21 protein-coding genes are annotated in these 17,624 nt (G+C 30.8%); 3 read left to right on the plus strand and 18 right to left on the minus strand.

Translation table 11 applies throughout. The features are described from left to right. On the minus strand, positions 1-470 hold a 470-nt coding region (greA, locus tag Q0C58_RS05885; RefSeq protein WP_290698773.1), incomplete at its 3' end, for a transcription elongation factor GreA. Positions 471-657: 187 nt separating this feature from the next. Between greA and Q0C58_RS05890 the strand changes: the two genes are divergently transcribed. Further along, a complete protein-coding gene (locus Q0C58_RS05890; RefSeq protein WP_290698775.1) occupies positions 658-1,110 on the plus strand; it encodes a hypothetical protein in 453 nt (150 codons plus the stop codon). Positions 1,111-1,303: 193 nt separating this feature from the next. Here the strand turns inward: Q0C58_RS05890 and Q0C58_RS05895 are convergent, their stop codons facing one another. From Q0C58_RS05895 to Q0C58_RS05930, 8 genes are all read right to left on the minus strand, one after another. Beyond that, positions 1,304-3,703: a TonB-dependent receptor gene (locus tag Q0C58_RS05895; protein WP_290698777.1), complete on the minus strand. Its 2,400-nt coding sequence runs from the start codon at positions 3,701-3,703 to the stop codon at positions 1,304-1,306. A gap of 358 nt (positions 3,704-4,061) precedes the next feature. Next, entirely contained in the window at positions 4,062-4,469 is a 408-nt protein-coding gene (gene arfB / locus Q0C58_RS05900) for an alternative ribosome rescue aminoacyl-tRNA hydrolase ArfB (protein ID WP_290698779.1), read from the minus strand. Next, on the minus strand, positions 4,469-6,019 hold the full coding sequence (locus tag Q0C58_RS05905) for a DUF4301 family protein (protein ID WP_290698781.1): 1,551 nt from the start codon (positions 6,017-6,019) through the stop codon (positions 4,469-4,471). Before Q0C58_RS05905 ends, arfB begins: the two co-directional genes overlap by 1 nt. Next, positions 6,016-6,585, minus strand: a complete 570-nt coding sequence (locus Q0C58_RS05910) for an ATP-binding protein (RefSeq protein ID WP_290698783.1) — start codon at positions 6,583-6,585, stop codon at positions 6,016-6,018. Before Q0C58_RS05910 ends, Q0C58_RS05905 begins: the two co-directional genes overlap by 4 nt. Beyond that, positions 6,546-7,178, minus strand: a complete 633-nt coding sequence (pnuC, locus tag Q0C58_RS05915) for a nicotinamide riboside transporter PnuC (RefSeq protein ID WP_290698784.1) — start codon at positions 7,176-7,178, stop codon at positions 6,546-6,548. Before pnuC ends, Q0C58_RS05910 begins: the two co-directional genes overlap by 40 nt. Further along, complete coding sequence (locus tag Q0C58_RS05920; protein WP_290698786.1) at positions 7,162-7,422, minus strand: hypothetical protein; 261 nt, start codon at positions 7,420-7,422, stop codon at positions 7,162-7,164. Before Q0C58_RS05920 ends, pnuC begins: the two co-directional genes overlap by 17 nt. 1 nt (position 7,423) lies before the next feature. Beyond that, positions 7,424-8,134, minus strand: a complete 711-nt coding sequence (locus Q0C58_RS05925) for a geranylgeranylglyceryl/heptaprenylglyceryl phosphate synthase (protein ID WP_290698788.1) — start codon at positions 8,132-8,134, stop codon at positions 7,424-7,426. Position 8,135: 1 nt separating this feature from the next. Further along, positions 8,136-8,762 carry a 4'-phosphopantetheinyl transferase superfamily protein gene (locus Q0C58_RS05930; protein ID WP_290698790.1) on the minus strand — a complete coding sequence of 209 codons (627 nt, stop codon included), beginning with the start codon at positions 8,760-8,762 and terminating at the stop codon, positions 8,136-8,138. Positions 8,763-8,887: 125 nt separating this feature from the next. Between Q0C58_RS05930 and ahcY the strand changes: the two genes are divergently transcribed. Continuing rightward, positions 8,888-10,204 carry an adenosylhomocysteinase gene (ahcY, locus tag Q0C58_RS05935; protein ID WP_290698792.1) on the plus strand — a complete coding sequence of 439 codons (1,317 nt, stop codon included), beginning with the start codon at positions 8,888-8,890 and terminating at the stop codon, positions 10,202-10,204. Positions 10,205-10,424: 220 nt separating this feature from the next. Continuing rightward, a complete protein-coding gene (locus tag Q0C58_RS05940) occupies positions 10,425-10,982 on the plus strand; it encodes a hypothetical protein (RefSeq protein WP_290698794.1) in 558 nt (185 codons plus the stop codon). Here the strand turns inward: Q0C58_RS05940 and Q0C58_RS05945 are convergent. The 9 genes from Q0C58_RS05945 to Q0C58_RS05985 form a co-directional block, all read right to left on the minus strand. After that, positions 10,977-11,681 (minus strand): porin family protein, encoded by a 705-nt coding sequence (locus tag Q0C58_RS05945; protein ID WP_290698796.1) that lies wholly within the window; start codon positions 11,679-11,681, stop codon positions 10,977-10,979. The two genes, Q0C58_RS05940 and Q0C58_RS05945, sit on opposite strands and share 6 nt — an antisense overlap. A gap of 175 nt (positions 11,682-11,856) precedes the next feature. Then, on the minus strand, positions 11,857-12,333 hold the full coding sequence (locus Q0C58_RS05950; RefSeq protein ID WP_290698798.1) for a biopolymer transporter ExbD: 477 nt from the start codon (positions 12,331-12,333) through the stop codon (positions 11,857-11,859). Between the two features lie 18 nt (positions 12,334-12,351). Continuing rightward, entirely contained in the window at positions 12,352-12,990 is a 639-nt protein-coding gene (locus tag Q0C58_RS05955; protein ID WP_290698800.1) for a biopolymer transporter ExbD, read from the minus strand. Positions 12,991-12,992: 2 nt separating this feature from the next. Next, positions 12,993-13,448 carry a hypothetical protein gene (locus Q0C58_RS05960; RefSeq protein ID WP_290698802.1) on the minus strand — a complete coding sequence of 152 codons (456 nt, stop codon included), beginning with the start codon at positions 13,446-13,448 and terminating at the stop codon, positions 12,993-12,995. Positions 13,449-13,480: 32 nt separating this feature from the next. Further along, positions 13,481-14,248 carry a MotA/TolQ/ExbB proton channel family protein gene (locus Q0C58_RS05965; protein WP_290698803.1) on the minus strand — a complete coding sequence of 256 codons (768 nt, stop codon included), beginning with the start codon at positions 14,246-14,248 and terminating at the stop codon, positions 13,481-13,483. 180 nt (positions 14,249-14,428) lie between these two features. Then, positions 14,429-15,460 carry an asparaginase gene (locus tag Q0C58_RS05970; RefSeq protein WP_290698804.1) on the minus strand — a complete coding sequence of 344 codons (1,032 nt, stop codon included), beginning with the start codon at positions 15,458-15,460 and terminating at the stop codon, positions 14,429-14,431. 43 nt (positions 15,461-15,503) lie between these two features. Beyond that, a complete protein-coding gene (locus tag Q0C58_RS05975; protein ID WP_290698805.1) occupies positions 15,504-16,271 on the minus strand; it encodes a TatD family hydrolase in 768 nt (255 codons plus the stop codon). 83 nt (positions 16,272-16,354) lie between these two features. Continuing rightward, positions 16,355-16,858, minus strand: a complete 504-nt coding sequence (locus tag Q0C58_RS05980) for a hypothetical protein (protein WP_290698807.1) — start codon at positions 16,856-16,858, stop codon at positions 16,355-16,357. Positions 16,859-16,913: 55 nt separating this feature from the next. Next, a partial coding sequence (locus Q0C58_RS05985) for a tetratricopeptide repeat protein (RefSeq protein WP_290698810.1) occupies positions 16,914-17,624 on the minus strand: 711 nt, incomplete at its 5' end.

Below are 17,624 nucleotides of genomic sequence, written 5' to 3' on the forward strand. Positions count from 1 at the left end.
CTACTTATTTCTACTATATCAAATTTCATAATGCCACTTGGCACTTTTATTTCGGCAACATCACCTACAGTTTTACCTAATAAACCTTGCCCAATTGGAGAGTTTACAGAAATTTTACCAGCAGCTAAATCTGCTTCACCATCTGCAACCAGAGTATAATTCATTTCCATACCATTGGTTTGGTTTTTAATTTTCACTTTAGAAAGCACTAATATTTTAGAGGTATCCATTTGGCTTTCATCTATAACGCGAGCACCAGCAAGTTGGTCTTCTAATTTAGAAATACGCATTTCTAACATGCCTTGTGCTTCTTTAGCTGCATCGTACTCTGCATTTTCACTTAAATCGCCTTTATCTCTAGCCTCACCAATAGCTTTAGATGCTTTTACACGCTCAACATCTTTTAATTGCCTTAGCTCTGCTCTTAATTTTTTAAGCCCTTCATCTGTATAATAAGATACTTTACTCATAATTTTTTCGTTTAAATACTAATTCAACTTAAACGTAATTTATAAGTTGAGTTAGTGAGAGACAGATGCTGAAGTAATATCAGCATAAAAAAATCTCGCATACACGAGATTACATAACAAATATACAAAATATTTAATTCGTAATTTACATTTGTTGTAAATTGCAATGCTATAAAAAAGTTAAAAAATGAAATTAAAAACAACAGTATTACTCTTATTTATTGGTCTTATATTTAGTTCTTGCAGCGAGAATGATGATGATAACCAGAGTAACAATCCTAATATTCCTAATGTTGCTTTCAATACTGGAAGTCTAATAAATACTAACTTGCCTCAGTACAACCAAATGCAATTTCCTGGAAATTCTATTACATTAAATAGCAATTATGGTGTAAAAGGTGTTGTTTTATATTTTAGCGGCTCAACCTACTCAGCGTTTGAATTAAGCGACCCAAACCACCCAATTAGTTCTTGCTCAAATTTAACAGTAAGTGGACCTATTGCTACTTGCGCTTGTGATGATGGTAATTCTTACGAAATTATTACAGGACAACGTCAAGAAGGTACTACAGGCCAATTTACAATGGTACCTTATCGCGTTGAAGTTAGCGGAAACATTATTCGCGTATTTAATAATTAGGGCAAATTTTTAATGCTTTTAATGGCATTAAAAAACAGGCTATCCGTTATATCTTTTTTACTTGTTCTCGATACATTTTGCTCATACTTCGCAAAACACTCGAACTAACGTAAAAAAGGATGTCACTACTATCCTTTTCGCAATAATAAAAGCGACATCGAGTCGCTTTTATTTATATAAGGTGTTTCTCTCTTTAGAATTTTAGTGTTGCACCAACAAGAAAGTTTGTAGTTGCCTGTGGATAAAAACCTGCACCTTCCACTGTTGTTATTGTTCCTGGTACAGAAAAATCGTCGTCGAAAGTAAAATAAAAACCATTAGACACATACTTTTCATTAAAAACATTATTTACCAAGCCAGATAATAAAATAGACTTAAAAATTTTGTTTGTTTTAATCTCGTAAGTCACATTAAAGTCGTTTACAAAATAGCTTTCTAATTTAGACACATTAGAATCTGAATTCCCCATAAATTGTTCTCCAACATACTTACTTAAAAGCGATAATTGTAGGTTTTCTAAAGGCTTGTAGTTTAAAGCATTTGCTGCTACAACTTCTGGAGAGAATGAAATATTTGTTCTCCCTAAATTTACAAAAGCGCCATCACGAGACACAATAGTTTCATCGTTTTTATTAGAACTTAGTGTTACATTTGGTTGTATAGAAAACTGGTTGTTAATTTTAACAACAGCTTCTAACTCTAATCCTAAACGTGAACTTTTACCAGAATTATCTCTAATAAATGCGCCAACATCGTCAATAGCACCTGTTAATACTAATTGTTCATTGTATTGCATGTAATATCCATTAGCATTAAATACTACGTTTGGGCTTTTGTATCTCCAACCCAATTCGAAATCGTTAAGCTGCTCTGGCTTTATATCTGGATTACTTTCAAAATCGCTTCTGCTCGCTTCTCTATTAGCTCGTGCATAAGAAAAATAGAAATTATTTTTTTTGTTTAGGTTATAAGACAATCCTGCTTTGGGATTAAAAAAATCGAAGGTCTTATCTATTTCAAACAGCACTAAGTCCGAACTTATTCCACTAGTATCATAATTTACATTTCTATATTGTAAATCTCCAAACAGACTTAATTTATTATTTAATTGGTACGTTGCTTTTGCAAAAACACTAAAATCGTATTTATCTCCATCACCTTCATAATAACGATCTCTAATTTCGCTATTACTTGCAAATTGTGCCCAAATTACCTCTCCAAAATGATCGCCATGGTACGAACTATAAAACAAACCTGTACTAATATTTAATGTTTCGTCTTGATAATTAACATTCGCATTTAATACATAAAAATCGTTATCTAACCAACGTCTTCTAATAACGTCTGTCTCATCTATAGTCTCTCCTCCTATATTTATGTCACTAAATCCATAGGTTGAAAAATCTTCATCTTCTTTGTATTGTTCAAAAAAACCACGACCATAAGTATAGTTTAGACCTAAATTTGTAGACCAATTGTTATCTAATTTTTGGTTCCAATGTAATTGGTAGTGGTCTTGGCTGTAATCATCCACTTCATTATCATAAAAACGAGTATTTCCATTCGCGTCTGTAAATTGACCTGCAGGATTGAAGGTTCTGTCGCTTTCCAGAGTTTCGGCATCAATACCAAACCAAGATTGATAAGTTATTTCCTGTCCTCCAAAAGTAACAGCTTTAATTAGTGTATTATCATCTACGTAAGCACCTTGAAGGAAATACGACTTTAAGTCTGATGTTGCTCTATCAACATAACCATCAGAATCTATTTTAGACAAACGTCCAGAGATTTCAAAATGCTCATTTAATAGACCTGTACTGTATTTTACGGTATGTTTTGTAGTGTTATAGCTACCAAAACTATTTGAGATTTCTCCACTAGCCTCTTTAGCAACAGCATCTGTAAGTATATTTATACTTGCTCCAAAAGCACCAGAACCATTGGTAGATGTTCCAACACCACGTTGTAATTGTAAACTCTCTACAGAAGATGCAAAGTCTCCCAAGTTTACCCAAAAGGTTCCCAAACTTTCTGAGTCGTTATAAGGTATTCCGTTAATGGTAATATTAGTAGATTGTGCGCTTATACCACGTACTCTAATGCCTGTATAACCAACACCTGCTCCAGCATCACTAGTAGTAACAACAGATGGTAAATAGTTTAAAAGAATAGGAATGTCTTGTCCTAAATTACGTTTTTCTAGTTCTTCTTTAGAGACGTTAGAATGTGTAATTGGTGCATCTTCTGCTACTCTAAGCGATTTAATTAAAACCTCGTCTAGTGTTTCTGTTTTTTCGTCTGATTTTATTAAATAAAAATCTAAATTGAAATGATTAAAAACATCAATCACCTTTGTCTGAGTTATATAACCTAGAGCATAAATTGATATTTTTATTTTTCCTTTTGACTCTAATAAATTATAATTCCCATTAAAATCAGTTAAAGTATTATTGTCTCCTTTAATACTAACTGATGCTCCTGGAATTCGGTTTAGATCTTCATCATAAACTGTTCCAGAAATAGTAAAATTATCTTGTGCAAAACCATTAAAACTCAATAATGCAAAAGCTAAAAATAACAATGTTTTATTCATTCGAAATATATTTAAATCACGAATAAAAAGAGGTAATTATTCTATTATAATAATTAGTTTTTTAATGTTAACTGTAAGTGGTTAAAAATGCAATAGCATTTTTTGCACTCACTAAAAATGTCCACTGGACATTTTATTAACACTCGCTTCCTAAACAGCATTACCTGTTCTAGGTTCAATGGGTATGATCTCAGCCGTTTTTTGGCACCCCTTTTTTTGAGAACAGTGCAAAGGTAGTTTACATTTTTGATTTATTAAAAACAATTTTTAGTTTTTTATGCTGACACTAATTAGTTACTAGTATAAACTTCTCGATACAATTTTGATGAAAAATCAAAATCACTCGAAGTGACAAAAATTAATCTAAGTTTGGCTTGCGCCTATTTGCTTTACGCTCTTTATTTAATCGTTTTTTTTTAAGCCTTTTCAAAACAACAGACTTAGGAGTCTTGGTTGGGATACGTTTTTTCTGTTTAAACAGTGTCCCTTTTAATAGTTGTATTGCTCTAACTATTGCTATGTTTTTATTTCTATGTTGGCTTCTACTTTCTCCACATTGTAAAATCAACAAGCCTTCTTTGGTTATTCTGTTTGATAATTTATGTGCAATAATTTCTTTTTGTGTTTCATTTAAAACTAAAGATTCTTGAATATTAAATGATAATTCTATTTTAGAAGATACTTTATTTACGTGTTGTCCTCCTGCTCCAGAACTTCGAATACCTTTAAAGTTAAACTCTCTTATAAGTGCTTCTTCTTTAAACATTATAATTGATGTGTAGTTTTCAACAAGTCTGTAACCGTTTTTACTGGATTAAACGTAACCAAAGGTGTTTCTACAAAAATGGTATTCCAATGTGCCATACTACCATTCCAAAGCCCTGGAGATTCTAAAGCTTTAATATCTTTACCTGTTTTTGTTTTCATGGTTATAAATGCAGTTTTAGAATCTACAAACTTAGAGAGATCAAATTTTTTGCCATTATAATCTTTAATGCCACAAACTAAATCTACAGGATTAAAATGTGTTGCATTTTTTAGTATGCTTTTTTGGTGCTTATTTTTTTTATCGACTTGTGCAGATTCTACAATTTGTAGTGATATTGTTCCACTTTCGTTTTTAACCCAAAATGGTCCACCTCCTGGTTCACCTTCATTTCTTACCATACCACAAACACGAATAGGTCTATTAAGTTTGTTTTTTAAATATTCTATTTTGTATTTATATGAGTATTTTTCGAATTCATTTGAAATAATAACATTTAATTTTTTTCTAAGAAAACGTGCAATCTCTATTAAATTGTCTTCATTAAGTTTTTCGTTTTCTAATTGCTTTAAATATGTAAATGCTTGTTGCTGTTTTTTAATTAAGATTCCTGCTAGAATTTTTTTGTGCTTTGCAACTTCTTTTTCAAATTTATAAACCACAACATTATCAATGTTTTTTATAAAAACAACATCTGCATCAAAATCGTTTAGGTTAGATAATAATGCACCATGTCCAGACGGTCTAAAATATAAAGAACCATCTATATTCTGTACAGGTTCATTTTTTGTAGTTACAGCAATGGTATCTGTCTCTTCTTTTTGATATGAATATGAAATGTTGAATACTGTATTGGTTTTACGTTCTACAATAGCTTGAATTCGTTTAAATTCTTCATTAAAAACATCCTTATAGATTTCTGAAATTGTAAAATGTATGGTTGCTTTATTTTTTGATGTTGCATACAAAGCAGCTTCAAATAAATGCTCTTCGAAGGCAGTTGCTACATGATCTTTATATTTATGAAATGGAAGTAAACCTTTAGGTGAAAAACTATAATTTAAACGGTCTTGGTTTAACATTGTTTTTATAAACTCTACTGCTTTTACATCTGCAGGTAATGTGGTAAACTCTGGAATATATTTTTTAGCCTCTTTTAAAACTATATCATAAAAAGGTAATTTTTCTATACCAACACCAAACACCAATAAATCGTTTGCTTTATGTTTATTAATATACCCATTAATAGTCTCTTTTTGAGGATTATAAGATTCTAAAAACTCGAATAAAAATTTAAACATTCTTGTTGCTGCACCAGAAGCTGGAACAAATTTAATGATATTTAAATTGTTTTTTTGAGTGTCGAAAAAAGAAGAATAAGCAAGATTATCTTCATTAGAAAGTTTTAAAATTCCATGATCTAATATAGCTGCAGACTTTAAATTGACATAAGGTAATCCAGATTTAAAAGTTTCAATTTGCTTTAAAACCTTTTCTATAGTTAGTCCTTTATCTTCAATTTGTTTTATTTGTGTTTTAGTAAAATTCACTTTCTATTCTTAATTAATTTATCGATGTGTTTTACTGCCGTTTCTAGACGTTCTTTTTTATCTCCTTTTAGTAAAACATATGGTCTATCATATTTTTTTAAAGCATCTTCAAAAGTTTTAAACATTCCCTCTCTATCCTCAGGTTTATCTCTTAAATCATCTGCTTCCCAAGGTGTATCAATATACGTTAAAAAGTATAAGTCGTATGTGTTTTCTATCGCATTTTTTTTTAAGATAGGATCACATATTCCTGAATAATAAACTTCAGAGTAAACCTTTGTTTCTAATAAGTCTGTATCGCAAATAAGTACAGTATCTGTCTTTTTTGCAGATTCGTTTTCTAATTTTATTTGTCCTTCTGCAATTGGCAATAGATCTTTAAGCTCACATGTTTTACGTTCATTATTCCATTTGTCTTGAAGATATTCACGAGCATATTCACGAACCCAAACCGAGTTGTAATAATGTGCTAAGTGTCTTGATAACGTAGTTTTACCGGTAGATTCTGGTCCAAACAAAACTACTTTTAAACAATTTGACGGTTGTTGTTTAAGTGCTTTTTCCATTGTATATATGCTTGAATAGCTAAAATTGTAAATATAAAATATTGTAGCGAAAACATTCCCCAACCACGATAGGCATATAAAGGAACAGTTATAATATTAGCAAATATCCATAGTGTCCAATTTTCTAATTTTTTATTTGCCATATACCACATGGCAGTAAAAAATATTCCTGAAGTAAATATATCTATATAATTTGATGAATTAATTTCGGTTCCATAAACTATATATACGCCATAAGTAACAAGCATAGTTAATACAAACATACCTAGACCAATCACTTTTTCCCAAGAGTTTGTTCTAGAAATTGGCACAACATATTTATTTTCTTTTTTTCTAGACCAATTCCACCAACCATATAAGCTCATAATAGAATAATAAAAATTCATCATCATGTCTCCCATTAATTCATCATGAAGGAAAAGGTACACAGTTATTACTGTAGCAACCAAACCTACTGGATAAACTAAAATATTTTCTTTTTTTGCATAAATAACACTTGCTATACCAAATAAAAATGCGATAGCTTCTAATATAATTAAGTAAGTCTCTCTAGTATAATATGGTTCTAGAAAGAAATCAAAAATGTGGTTCATAATCGCTTCTGTCTGTTTTTACTACTTTCATTGTTAACACACAAATATCTTGTTTTTGGAATGATTCTTTGATTTTTTGGTTTAAAAAAGGCATTAATCGATCAAAATCACCAAAAATTTGAGTGCTTAACGGATTCTCTAAAACCGTAAATTCTGAATCGCGAAGTACTTTAATAAAATCTATAACGTGTTTTTCGTAATCGTCTTGTAATGGTGACAATGTAAGGTCTATTGATATGTTCATATTATCTTTTTATTTCATTAAAAAAGCTTTCATCCTCTTCAAAAGCAGTACCAATAACAACCAAATTAGCTCCAGAGTTGTATGCTTTTTCTAATGCGTCTTTACTTCTTATACCTCCTCCAACTATTAAAGGTATATTAATTTCATCTTTTACTGCTTTAATAATTTTTTCTGAAACCGCAAACTGCGCTCCACTTCCAGCTTCTAGATAAATAAGTTTCATTCCTAATAATTCTGCAGCTTTTGCAGTATCTATAATTTCTTGAAAAGCACTTAATGGCTTTGTGTTAGATACTTGTTGTGTCGCTGTTTCTTTTCCACCTTCAATTAAAATATATCCTGTTGGAATAACTTCTAAATCACTATTTCGCAACTTTGAAACCGCTTTTATCTGTTGGCCAATTAAGTACTCTGGATTTCTACCTGATACTAAAGACAAAAATAAGAGCGCATCTGCTTGATTACTTACTTGACTTGCATCTCCAGGAAATAAAACAATAGGTAAATTAGTTAGTGGTTTTATAGCTAGAATTAATGCTTCAGTTATCTTATCTTCAACTCTGCTTCCTCCTATAAATATGTGTGTAGCTAAAGATTTGTTTACTTTATCTATAAATTGCGATGATTTTTTTAAATTAAATTTATCTGGATCTATTAAAACTGCTAGACTTTGTGTTCTTGAACTCTGTATATGTTGTAATATGTTCTCCATCTTATCCTAATACATAAGCACAAGTGAAACCTTCGAATTCTAAAAAATAAGACTGGTATCTGTATTTTTTCATTTTATAATCTATCCAACATACTGTTTCTTGATCTTGTAACATGAATGGAATTACCAAAAAGTGTTCTCTAAATAACATTCCAGGAGTTGCAAATAATTTGTATAACGACTCTTTGATTCCCCAAATAACTGTTAGTTTATTGATATATTCAGAATTGTTTTTATCTAAATACTGAAACTCATAATCCACAAATTTCTTTGCTATTATGGCAATTTTATCGCGTTGCTTTTCAATATCGATACCAACTTCATTATCACTAATAATAACACCAGAAAACGTAAAACTATGAGTTATAGAAATGTGCTTACCATCTTTTAAATGTGGTTTCCCATTGTCATCGTAAAACAAATCTTGATCTGTGTAACCAAATTCTCTAAGCAAATGTCGTACACTTAAAAAACCACGTTGGTGTAATTCGCTTTTCATACTTAAAACACGTTTTAAGCTTTCTGGTTTTAGATCTAATGGAGCAATTAACACACTATAAGACTCTTCAATCTTCCAGATTTTAACAGTAGTTTGTGAGTTTACACTAATGGATTTATAAAGCGACATTTAATATTGTAAGTGATATTGATTATCTTTGTACTGCCTAAGGCAGATTTGGCATTTATAAAGCTAATTTACCAATTTAAGTGCGAATCCCAAAGGTGTTTCATTTATAAAAAAGAGAAAAGAATATGAGTACAAAAACAGTTGCTTACGTACCTAATAAGGTAAAAGATATGTCGCTTGCGGCTTGGGGAAGAAAAGAAATGGATTTAGCCGAAGCAGAAATGCCAGGTTTAATGAGTTTACGTAAAGAGTATAAAAACGAGCAGCCTTTAAAAGGCGCGCGAATTGCAGGATGTTTACACATGACAATACAAACTGCCGTTTTAATTGAAACTTTACAAGCTTTAGGAGCAGAAGTTACCTGGAGTTCTTGTAATATATTTTCTACGCAAGATCAAGCTGCCGCTGCAATTGCAGAAGCTGGAACTGCAGTTTATGCTTGGAAAGACATGACAGAAGAAGAATTTGATTGGTGTATAGAACAAACCTTATTTTTTGGTGAAGACAGAAAGCCATTAAACATGATTCTTGATGATGGTGGAGATTTAACAAATATGGTTTTAGACCGTTACCCAGAATTATCTGATGGTATTAAAGGTTTAAGTGAAGAAACTACAACTGGTGTTCACAGACTTTACGAACGTGTTAAAAATGGTACATTAACAATGCCAGCAATTAACGTAAACGACTCTGTAACAAAGTCTAAGTTTGATAACAAATACGGTTGTAAAGAAAGTGCAGTAGATGCTATACGTCGTGCAACAGATACTATGTTGGCAGGAAAACGTGTAACTGTTTGTGGTTATGGCGATGTTGGTAAAGGGACTGCTGCCTCTTTTAAAGGTGCAGGAAGTATTGTTACAGTAACAGAAATAGATCCTATTTGTGCTTTACAAGCTGCAATGGATGGTTTTGAAGTTAAAAAATTAGAAACTGTAGTTGGAAATAGCGATATAGTAATTACAACTACTGGAAACAAAGACATTGTTCGTGCTGAGCATTTTGAAGCAATGAAAGACAAAGTAATTGTTTGTAACATTGGTCATTTTGATAACGAAATCCAAATGGGTTGGTTAAATGATAACCACGGAAATACAAAAGATACAATTAAGCCTCAAGTTGATAAATATACTATTAACGGAAAAGATATTATTATTCTAGCCGAAGGACGTTTAGTAAACTTAGGTTGTGCAACAGGACATCCAAGTTTTGTAATGAGTAACTCATTTACAAACCAAACTTTAGCGCAAATTGAACTTTGGAAAAACGCTGAAGCTTATGGAAACGATGTTTATATGTTACCTAAGCATTTAGATGAGAAAGTAGCAAAATTACACCTAGAAAAAATTGGTGTTGAGCTAACAGAACTAGCAGATTACCAAGCAGACTATATTGGTGTAAAAGTTGAAGGCCCTTACAAGCCTGAACATTACCGCTACTAAAGTAATTCTGAATAGAAGATATAAAAAATCCCAAACAATCTGTTTGGGATTTTTTTAGTGATAAAATTAAGTCTTTTGCGAAAGCAAAATATATTAAAAATGAATTTAAATTTTATATTTCATACTTTTGATCAAATACTACATTCTAATATTATAAATTAACTAAAACGTCTTGAACTGGTTATTAAAAAGTATTTCCTTTATCTTTCATCCTATAATAATGCCTCTTTTAGGTGTTGTTTTCTATTTTTCTAAATCACCTAGATTTATACCTCAAGAGGCAATAGAAGCTAAAATTATTTCGCTTTCTATACTTACTATTATACTACCTATTCTACTCTATTTTTTACTAAAAACAATAGGCAAAACAGAGTCTATTTACCTTAAAACTACTAAAGAACGCATAGTTCCTTTATCGTTAAATATTATTATTTCTATTTTAATAATAATACGTGTGTTACCATCAAATCAAATTATAGAATTGTATTACTTTTTTATTGGAATATTAATTTCAACTATTATCTGTTTAGTATTGGCTATTTTAAAGTTTAAAGCAAGTATCCACATGATTGCTATAGCAGGAGTATTAATGTTTGCTATTGGTATTTCGCTTCATTTTGGTAAAAACTTAAATGGGTCTTTAGCTCTGTTTTGCATAATTGCTGGAGCTATTGCTACTTCAAGATTACATTTAAAAGCACATACTAATATCGAGCTAATTTTTGGTTTTTGTATTGGGTTGTTTCCGCAATTGCTAGTATTACCTTATTGGTTATAGAATGTAAAATATAAGACCTATTTTAATAGCATTTGCATCTATTACTTCTCCTTCTATTTTTGCAGAATCATTAAAAATAGGGTTTAAAGTATAATACAAATAAAAGTTCCAAGTGTTATAACCAGCTCCTAATGTTAAACCATACTGTAGATTATTAATAGCACTAATATTTTTAATTGAAGCGTTTTCTGGTGTGCCTTCAAACTTAGAACTATTTGCAAATACATAACCTAATTTAAAGCCTGTATAAATACGCCAAAACTTATAATCTGTTGCTGTGGATGTTCTCCATCTATATTCAATAGGCATTTCTACCAAATAGGTTGTAAACTTATTTTTAGTAACCGTTATTTCTGTATCATCTATTATTTGAAATAATGCATCTCCTTTAACATCTTCGCTAATTAATAAATTTTGGTTAAAAGAATTTAGAGACAGACCCAAACCAATACCAATAGCCTTGTTTCGTTTTTTATTAATTGGCATGTCTTTAGTGTAACCAAAGTGAAAACCTCCAGAAAAGCCACTTTGAGACAAACCAGATGGCTTCTTGCCTATAAGGTTATAAGTAAACCCAAAATAAAACTGGTCTTCCTTATATAAAGAATCTATTTCTTGAAAACTTTCACTAAGTTCTTCTTGAGAATAAGAAAATGAAGTAGCAAAGCAAAAGCAGAAAAATAAGGTTATAAATTTCATCTATTGATGTTTATTATTTTTAATATCGTGTATTTTGTTATAAATCGTACTTTAAATTTATAATAGTTTTACCATATATAATTACAAGATATATAAATACAGAATTCAAAAAAAGTAAAAGGCGTTTTGAAAAAAAATTCAAAACGCCTTTATATAAAATTAAGAGTGTATGTTACTAGTTAGTAAGCACATCTCCTTTTTTAGTAGTGTAGTTAATTTTAAGCGCATTAGTTTTACGTAATTCTTGCTTAACATCTGTAAGCACTCCCATTTTAGCATCTTTATCTACTTTAAGAGATACTGTTAATGTAGGTACTAACTCTTCTGCTAATTTAGCACGTTCTGCAGCAATAAATGACTGCACTTCTTTTACACTTTGTAACTTGTCGTTTAATTGTATTCTATCTTCTGTACCATAAGTATCTACATAGTTTTCACTTGGCTTCCCTATGTAAATGTAACTTATAGGTTTCTGTTTATCTAGTTTCTCTATTTGGTTTGCTTTAGGCAATTTATTTTGGATTTTTAAATTATCCTCCTTAATTACTGTCGCTACCATAAAGAAAAACAAAAGCATAAATACAATATCTGGTAAAGATGCTGTTGAAATAGGAGGTAAACCTCCATCTTTTTTCTTTTTAAATTTAGACATAGTGTTTATGTTAACTTGTTAATTTCTTTGTGCTTCAGCTTCAGAGAATTTTTGAGGTACAACTAATTTAATAGCTTCCAGCTTCTCTTTCAGGCTTTCTCTAACTTTTTTATCTGCTCCTTTGTCTTGATACATAGCTGTAGCTTCAACAAAGTTCATTTTTAAATTAGGATAATCCTTTATAAATTCACGATTTCTAATCACATTATATGCTGCTAAAATTTCATTCTGTACAGTTATATATGTTTTGTAATCTGTTAATCTATCGTTTGCCAAAGAGATAACTGCCTTTTGCAAATTATCTGATGATTCTGGACTTTTAGCTCCTTTACATCTTTTACAAGCATCTTCATCTTTTCCTCCTCCATTATCAAGAAATGCTGTAGTTCTTTCTTGCAAATCTTTAATAGCAAGAAGTTCAGAATCTCCTCCAGAAGTTAATAATATTTCGTTATTACTATTTAAAGTCAATGCAAAAATATTTTTCTCCTTAATAATTACTGGTGGAGTATTAATATCCGGTTCCCAAGGCGGTAACTTTCTACTTAAACCAGAATCTACTGCGATATCTGTTGTTACTAGAAAGAAAATAAGTAATAAGAAGGCAATGTCAGCCATAGAGCCTGCATTAACTTCTGGTGCTGATCTTTTTGCCATAATTATTTAATTAATTTTTTAACTCCTGAGAATATCATTGATACAATTGCAACAACACTTAGTATGTAAAACGCTACTAATCCTGCTCCCACAAGTCTTGATTGTCCTTCTGTTGCTAATACATCATCATAAGCATATGTTGGTGTTCCTACTAAAGGATCTCCTCCAGATACAACGTATCCAATAATTAATACTAATGCAAAAGCACCAAGACCAATTAATGTGTTTTTAATATTTCCTCCACCACTAAATAAATTAGTGAATATAAAGAAAACTACCAATACTACTGTTAATGCTAATATTATGTAAGCCATCCAAGCCATTGGTTCTAATAAAGAAGTATCTCCTGCAGCTGCAAGTGCTTTTACTTCTTCTTCACCTTTTGCGATAATTCGAAAAAGTGATATAATACCAATTAAACTTAGTACTGCTACAACTATTTTTAAAATCTTATGCATAATCTTTATGTTTTTAAAATTTAGTTAATAGCTTATTTTTTATATCTCGATAACATATCCATTAATGTGATAGAAGAATCTTCCATATCATTTACAATACTATCAATTTTTGCTACTATGTAGTTGTAAAAAACTTGAAGTATAATTGCTACAATAAGTCCAAATACAGTTGTTAATAGGGCTACTTTAATACCACCTGCTACTAACGTTGCATCCATTCCACCTGCAGACTGAATTTTATCGAAGGCTTGAATCATACCTATTACTGTTCCCATAAACCCTAACATTGGAGCTAATGCGATAAATAATGATATCCAAGATACGTTTTTCTCTAATTGTCCCATTTGAACTCCACCATAAGCTACAACAGCTTTTTCAGCAGATTCTAAGCTATCGTCTGCTCTGTCTAAACCTTGATAGAAAATAGATGCTACAGGACCTTTTGTGTTTCTACACACTTCTTTTGCTGCTTCAATACCACCTGACTGTAGTGCATCTTCAACATTTTGAGTTAATTTTTTTGTGTTTGTAGAAGAAAGGTTTAAAAAGATAATTCTCTCAATAGCAATTGCTAAACCAAGAATTAAACATAATAATACAATGCCCATAAAACCTGGTCCACCTTCAATAAAACGCTTTTTAAGCTCTTGGTGGAATGTTAAATCTTCTGCTGCTGAATCTGTTGCTGCATCTTGTGTAGTTGCAACAGTAGTAGCAATAGTTGCTGCGTTTGTTGTTGCATTAGCTGTGCCAAATGCCATTAAAAATACTATGGCTAGGATAGAAAATAATCTTTTCATGTTTGTGATCTTAATTTTATTAATTAGTTAAAGTGTTAAAGATATAAAAAAATGGAATTAAAATACTAAATATTAATAGTGGTTTTAGAAATTTCTTGCTTAAATACTATATTTTTTTTAATAATTCCGGTTTCAAATTAAACGAAAAAAATGTTAAGTCTCAAACTTTGACCGTTAATTTTAAGCCATTTCTCCTCTTAAAGCAGTTTCATAGATGGTTTTGAACAAGTTAGGAGAAATATTTTGACCCAACAAATACATTAATTTACTAACTGCAGCTTCGGTTGTAATGTCTTTTCCAGAAATTAAACCTATTTTTTTAAGTTTTTCGCTAGTTTCATATTGTCCCATCATAACACTACCACCAGAACACTGTGTAATATTGACAATATGAATTCCTTTTTTAATCGTTTCTTTTAATAAAGAAATAAACCAATCTTCGGTAGAGCAGTTTCCTGCACCATAAGTTTCTAAAATAACGCCTTTAAGGTTTTCCGTACTAAATATAGATCTCAATAATTGTTCCGAAATACCTGGAAACAACTTAATTAAGGCTATATTTTTATCTAATATCTTGTGGACTATCAAACTTTTCCTAGCATTAGGCTTAAACAAAGCGTCGTTATTTACTTTTAAATGCACACCAGATTCTGCTAAGTCTGGATAGTTTAAACTTGCAAAAGCTTCAAAATGCTCTGCATTTATTTTTGTAGTTCTATTAGCTCTGTATAATTTATATTCAAAGTACAAACACACTTCTTTAATTATTGGTTTACTGTAATGTTGTAAAGAAGCCACTTGAATAGACGTAATTAAATTCTCTTTTGCATCTGTACGTAAATCTCCAATTGGTAATTGCGAACCTGTAAAAATCACTGGTTTCGCTAAATGCTCTAACATAAAACTTAGTGCAGAAGCTGTATAACTCATTGTATCGCTACCATGTAATATTACAAAACCATCAAAAGACTCGTAATTATCCTCAACAACCTCAGCTATTGATACCCAATGTTTGGGTTCCATATTACTTGAATCTATAGGATGCTCGAACGAAAACGTCTCAATATTACAATCTAAAAGCTTTAATTCTGGAATTCTAACCAATAAATTATCGAAATCGAAAGCACGCAATGCACCTGTTTCCGGATCTTTTATCATACCAATAGTTCCACCTGTGTATATAAGAAGTATGTTTGGGATTGTTTTTGTCAATTGCTTTCTGTTTTTTATTGATTCGTTTTGCGCTTATTTGATGCTACACACCAAAAATGGCTTTAGAATTAGCTGTTGTAATATCGGCAATTTTTTCTTCGGAAGTATTATAGAGTTCCGAAAGCTTCTCCAACACCTTTAGTATATAACTACTTTCATTTCTTTTCCCACGGAAAGGCTTTGGTGCCAGATAAGGAGAATCGGTTTCTAGAACAATATGCTTTAAATCGATTTTATTTAAAAACTGATCTATTTTACCGTTTTTAAAAGTTGCTACTCCACCTATTCCTAATTTCATATTGTAAGAAATTGCTTGATGCGCTTGTTCTAAAGTACCTGTAAAACAATGAAAAATTCCGTAAAGGTCATCGCTTTTTTCTTCTTCTAAAATTTCAAAAATTTCTTCAAACGCTTCTCGACAATGGATTACTATTGGTAATTTATACTGTTTTGCTAATTGTATTTGGTATCTAAAAGCTTCTTGTTGTATAGCTAAAGTGCTTTTATCCCAATACAAATCGATACCTATTTCTCCAACTGCATAGAATTTATGTTTATCCAACATTTCTTCAACATGATCCAATTCTTTTTTATAGTTTTCTTTTACATGTGTTGGGTGTAAACCCATCATTAAAAAAACATTTTCTGGATAGTCTTTTTCTAATTGTAACATAGATGCTGTGTAAGTAGAATCTATTGCTGGCACGAATAATCTAGAAACATTAGCGTCTAGTGTGCGCTGCATCATTTCTGCACGATCTTCATCGAATGCTTCGCTATATAAATGTGTATGTGTGTCTGTAATAATCATGTTGTAAAAATAAAAAAGTCATCGGGTTAATGATGACTTTTCTGAAAATATTTCTGGTCTTATTTTGTTTATTTATAAATCATTTATTCTTTAATTCTCGCTTCAAATAATTCAGCAAAATATTTTTTTGATTTAACACTTTCATATTTAAATCCAACTGTTACTAATGCATATCCAAAAATTAGCATTCCAAAAGGTATTAATGCCATTGGCTCAAAACTTGTGCTATCTAAAAAGGAACTCAAACCAACAAAACAACCAACTATTACTCCTCCAAACCAAACACACATAAAAGCTATAACAAAAATGCTCAATTTCATTTTAACGTTGACCTGTGTTCCATTAAAATCCTTTACAATCTTTCCTTTAATTCTTGGCAGAAACGAGTTTTGATGTCCAATTATTTTATTAATTTTAAACGAATTTAATCCAATACTTCCTTCATAAGGCTTGTTATTATTACCTCCAAAAAGACCTGAAATTCTAAAGTTTTTTTTAGGCTCAATAATTCCTGCAACTCTTTTCAAAATTTCTTCTGACTCAAGCTTTGTCTTGTATGTAATGTTTTCGAATGGTAAATATTTCATTTTAATAACTTCTGCACTAATGTGTTAGTTCTTTTCTAAAACCACGTAGGATAATTTACTCCAACTTATCCAACAACTTCTGCGCTTCTTTATAATCATCAGCTTCTTCTGTAATTTGTTTCAATAAAACAATTGCAGCTTCTATGTTTTTTTGTTTTAATCTACTTAAAGCAGAGTACCACAAGGCTCTATTTTTATAAGCAGATTCTCCTGTAATAATCTTATTTAATGCTGTATCTGCAACTTCAAAATTATCTAACTCAATATTAGTAATGGCATAGTATAATTGTAGTTCGCTATTTTCAGGATCGTTTTCAAGTACTGTTTTTAAAAGGGTATTTGCTTTAGCGTATTCTTTATTATTAAAAGCTTTTGTAGCTTCTATTAAATCTTTCACATTACCTCTAACAATCGTCATAGGTTCGTGCGTGTTAAAATCTGAATACGTTGGGTTTGATAGTTGGTTAAATAAAAATACGCCAATAAATAAAGCAACACTTGCTGCCATTGCCAGCTTTCCTACTCTAAAAACTTTAGATTTCTGTGGTTTTGTAGCTACAGTTTCGGTTGTATTAAAATGACCATTAGAAATGTTTTTTAAATTGGTTTTAAAGGCATTAGTTTCGGCTTCATTTCTTATACTGTTTTGCAGAAAAATAGTAGCATCTGCAAACACTCTAAAGCTTTGCGCAAATGCTTCATCGCTATCTAGCCTGTTCTCGAAATCTAGGGATTCTTCCGCAGATAACTCACCACTTATATAGTT

Source organism: Lacinutrix sp. (assembly GCF_023299985.1).
Taxonomy (GTDB): domain Bacteria; phylum Bacteroidota; class Bacteroidia; order Flavobacteriales; family Flavobacteriaceae; genus Lacinutrix.

Coding starts and splice junctions, on each gene's coding strand:
- Q0C58_RS05890 (WP_290698775.1), top strand. CDS start 658: ATGAAATTAAAAACAACAGTATTACTCTTATTTATTGGTCTTATATTT.
- Q0C58_RS05895 (WP_290698777.1), bottom strand. CDS start 3,703: ATGAATAAAACATTGTTATTTTTAGCTTTTGCATTATTGAGTTTTAAT.
- arfB (WP_290698779.1), bottom strand. CDS start 4,469: ATGTTTAAAGAAGAAGCACTTATAAGAGAGTTTAACTTTAAAGGTATT.
- Q0C58_RS05910 (WP_290698783.1), bottom strand. CDS start 6,585: ATGGAAAAAGCACTTAAACAACAACCGTCAAATTGTTTAAAAGTAGTT.
- pnuC (WP_290698784.1), bottom strand. CDS start 7,178: ATGAACCACATTTTTGATTTCTTTCTAGAACCATATTATACTAGAGAG.
- Q0C58_RS05920 (WP_290698786.1), bottom strand. CDS start 7,422: ATGAACATATCAATAGACCTTACATTGTCACCATTACAAGACGATTAC.
- Q0C58_RS05925 (WP_290698788.1), bottom strand. CDS start 8,134: ATGGAGAACATATTACAACATATACAGAGTTCAAGAACACAAAGTCTA.
- Q0C58_RS05930 (WP_290698790.1), bottom strand. CDS start 8,762: ATGTCGCTTTATAAATCCATTAGTGTAAACTCACAAACTACTGTTAAA.
- ahcY (WP_290698792.1), top strand. CDS start 8,888: ATGAGTACAAAAACAGTTGCTTACGTACCTAATAAGGTAAAAGATATG.
- Q0C58_RS05940 (WP_290698794.1), top strand. CDS start 10,425: ATGCCTCTTTTAGGTGTTGTTTTCTATTTTTCTAAATCACCTAGATTT.
- Q0C58_RS05945 (WP_290698796.1), bottom strand. CDS start 11,681: ATGAAATTTATAACCTTATTTTTCTGCTTTTGCTTTGCTACTTCATTT.
- Q0C58_RS05950 (WP_290698798.1), bottom strand. CDS start 12,333: ATGTCTAAATTTAAAAAGAAAAAAGATGGAGGTTTACCTCCTATTTCA.
- Q0C58_RS05955 (WP_290698800.1), bottom strand. CDS start 12,990: ATGGCAAAAAGATCAGCACCAGAAGTTAATGCAGGCTCTATGGCTGAC.
- Q0C58_RS05960 (WP_290698802.1), bottom strand. CDS start 13,448: ATGCATAAGATTTTAAAAATAGTTGTAGCAGTACTAAGTTTAATTGGT.
- Q0C58_RS05965 (WP_290698803.1), bottom strand. CDS start 14,248: ATGAAAAGATTATTTTCTATCCTAGCCATAGTATTTTTAATGGCATTT.
- Q0C58_RS05975 (WP_290698805.1), bottom strand. CDS start 16,271: ATGATTATTACAGACACACATACACATTTATATAGCGAAGCATTCGAT.
- Q0C58_RS05980 (WP_290698807.1), bottom strand. CDS start 16,858: ATGAAATATTTACCATTCGAAAACATTACATACAAGACAAAGCTTGAG.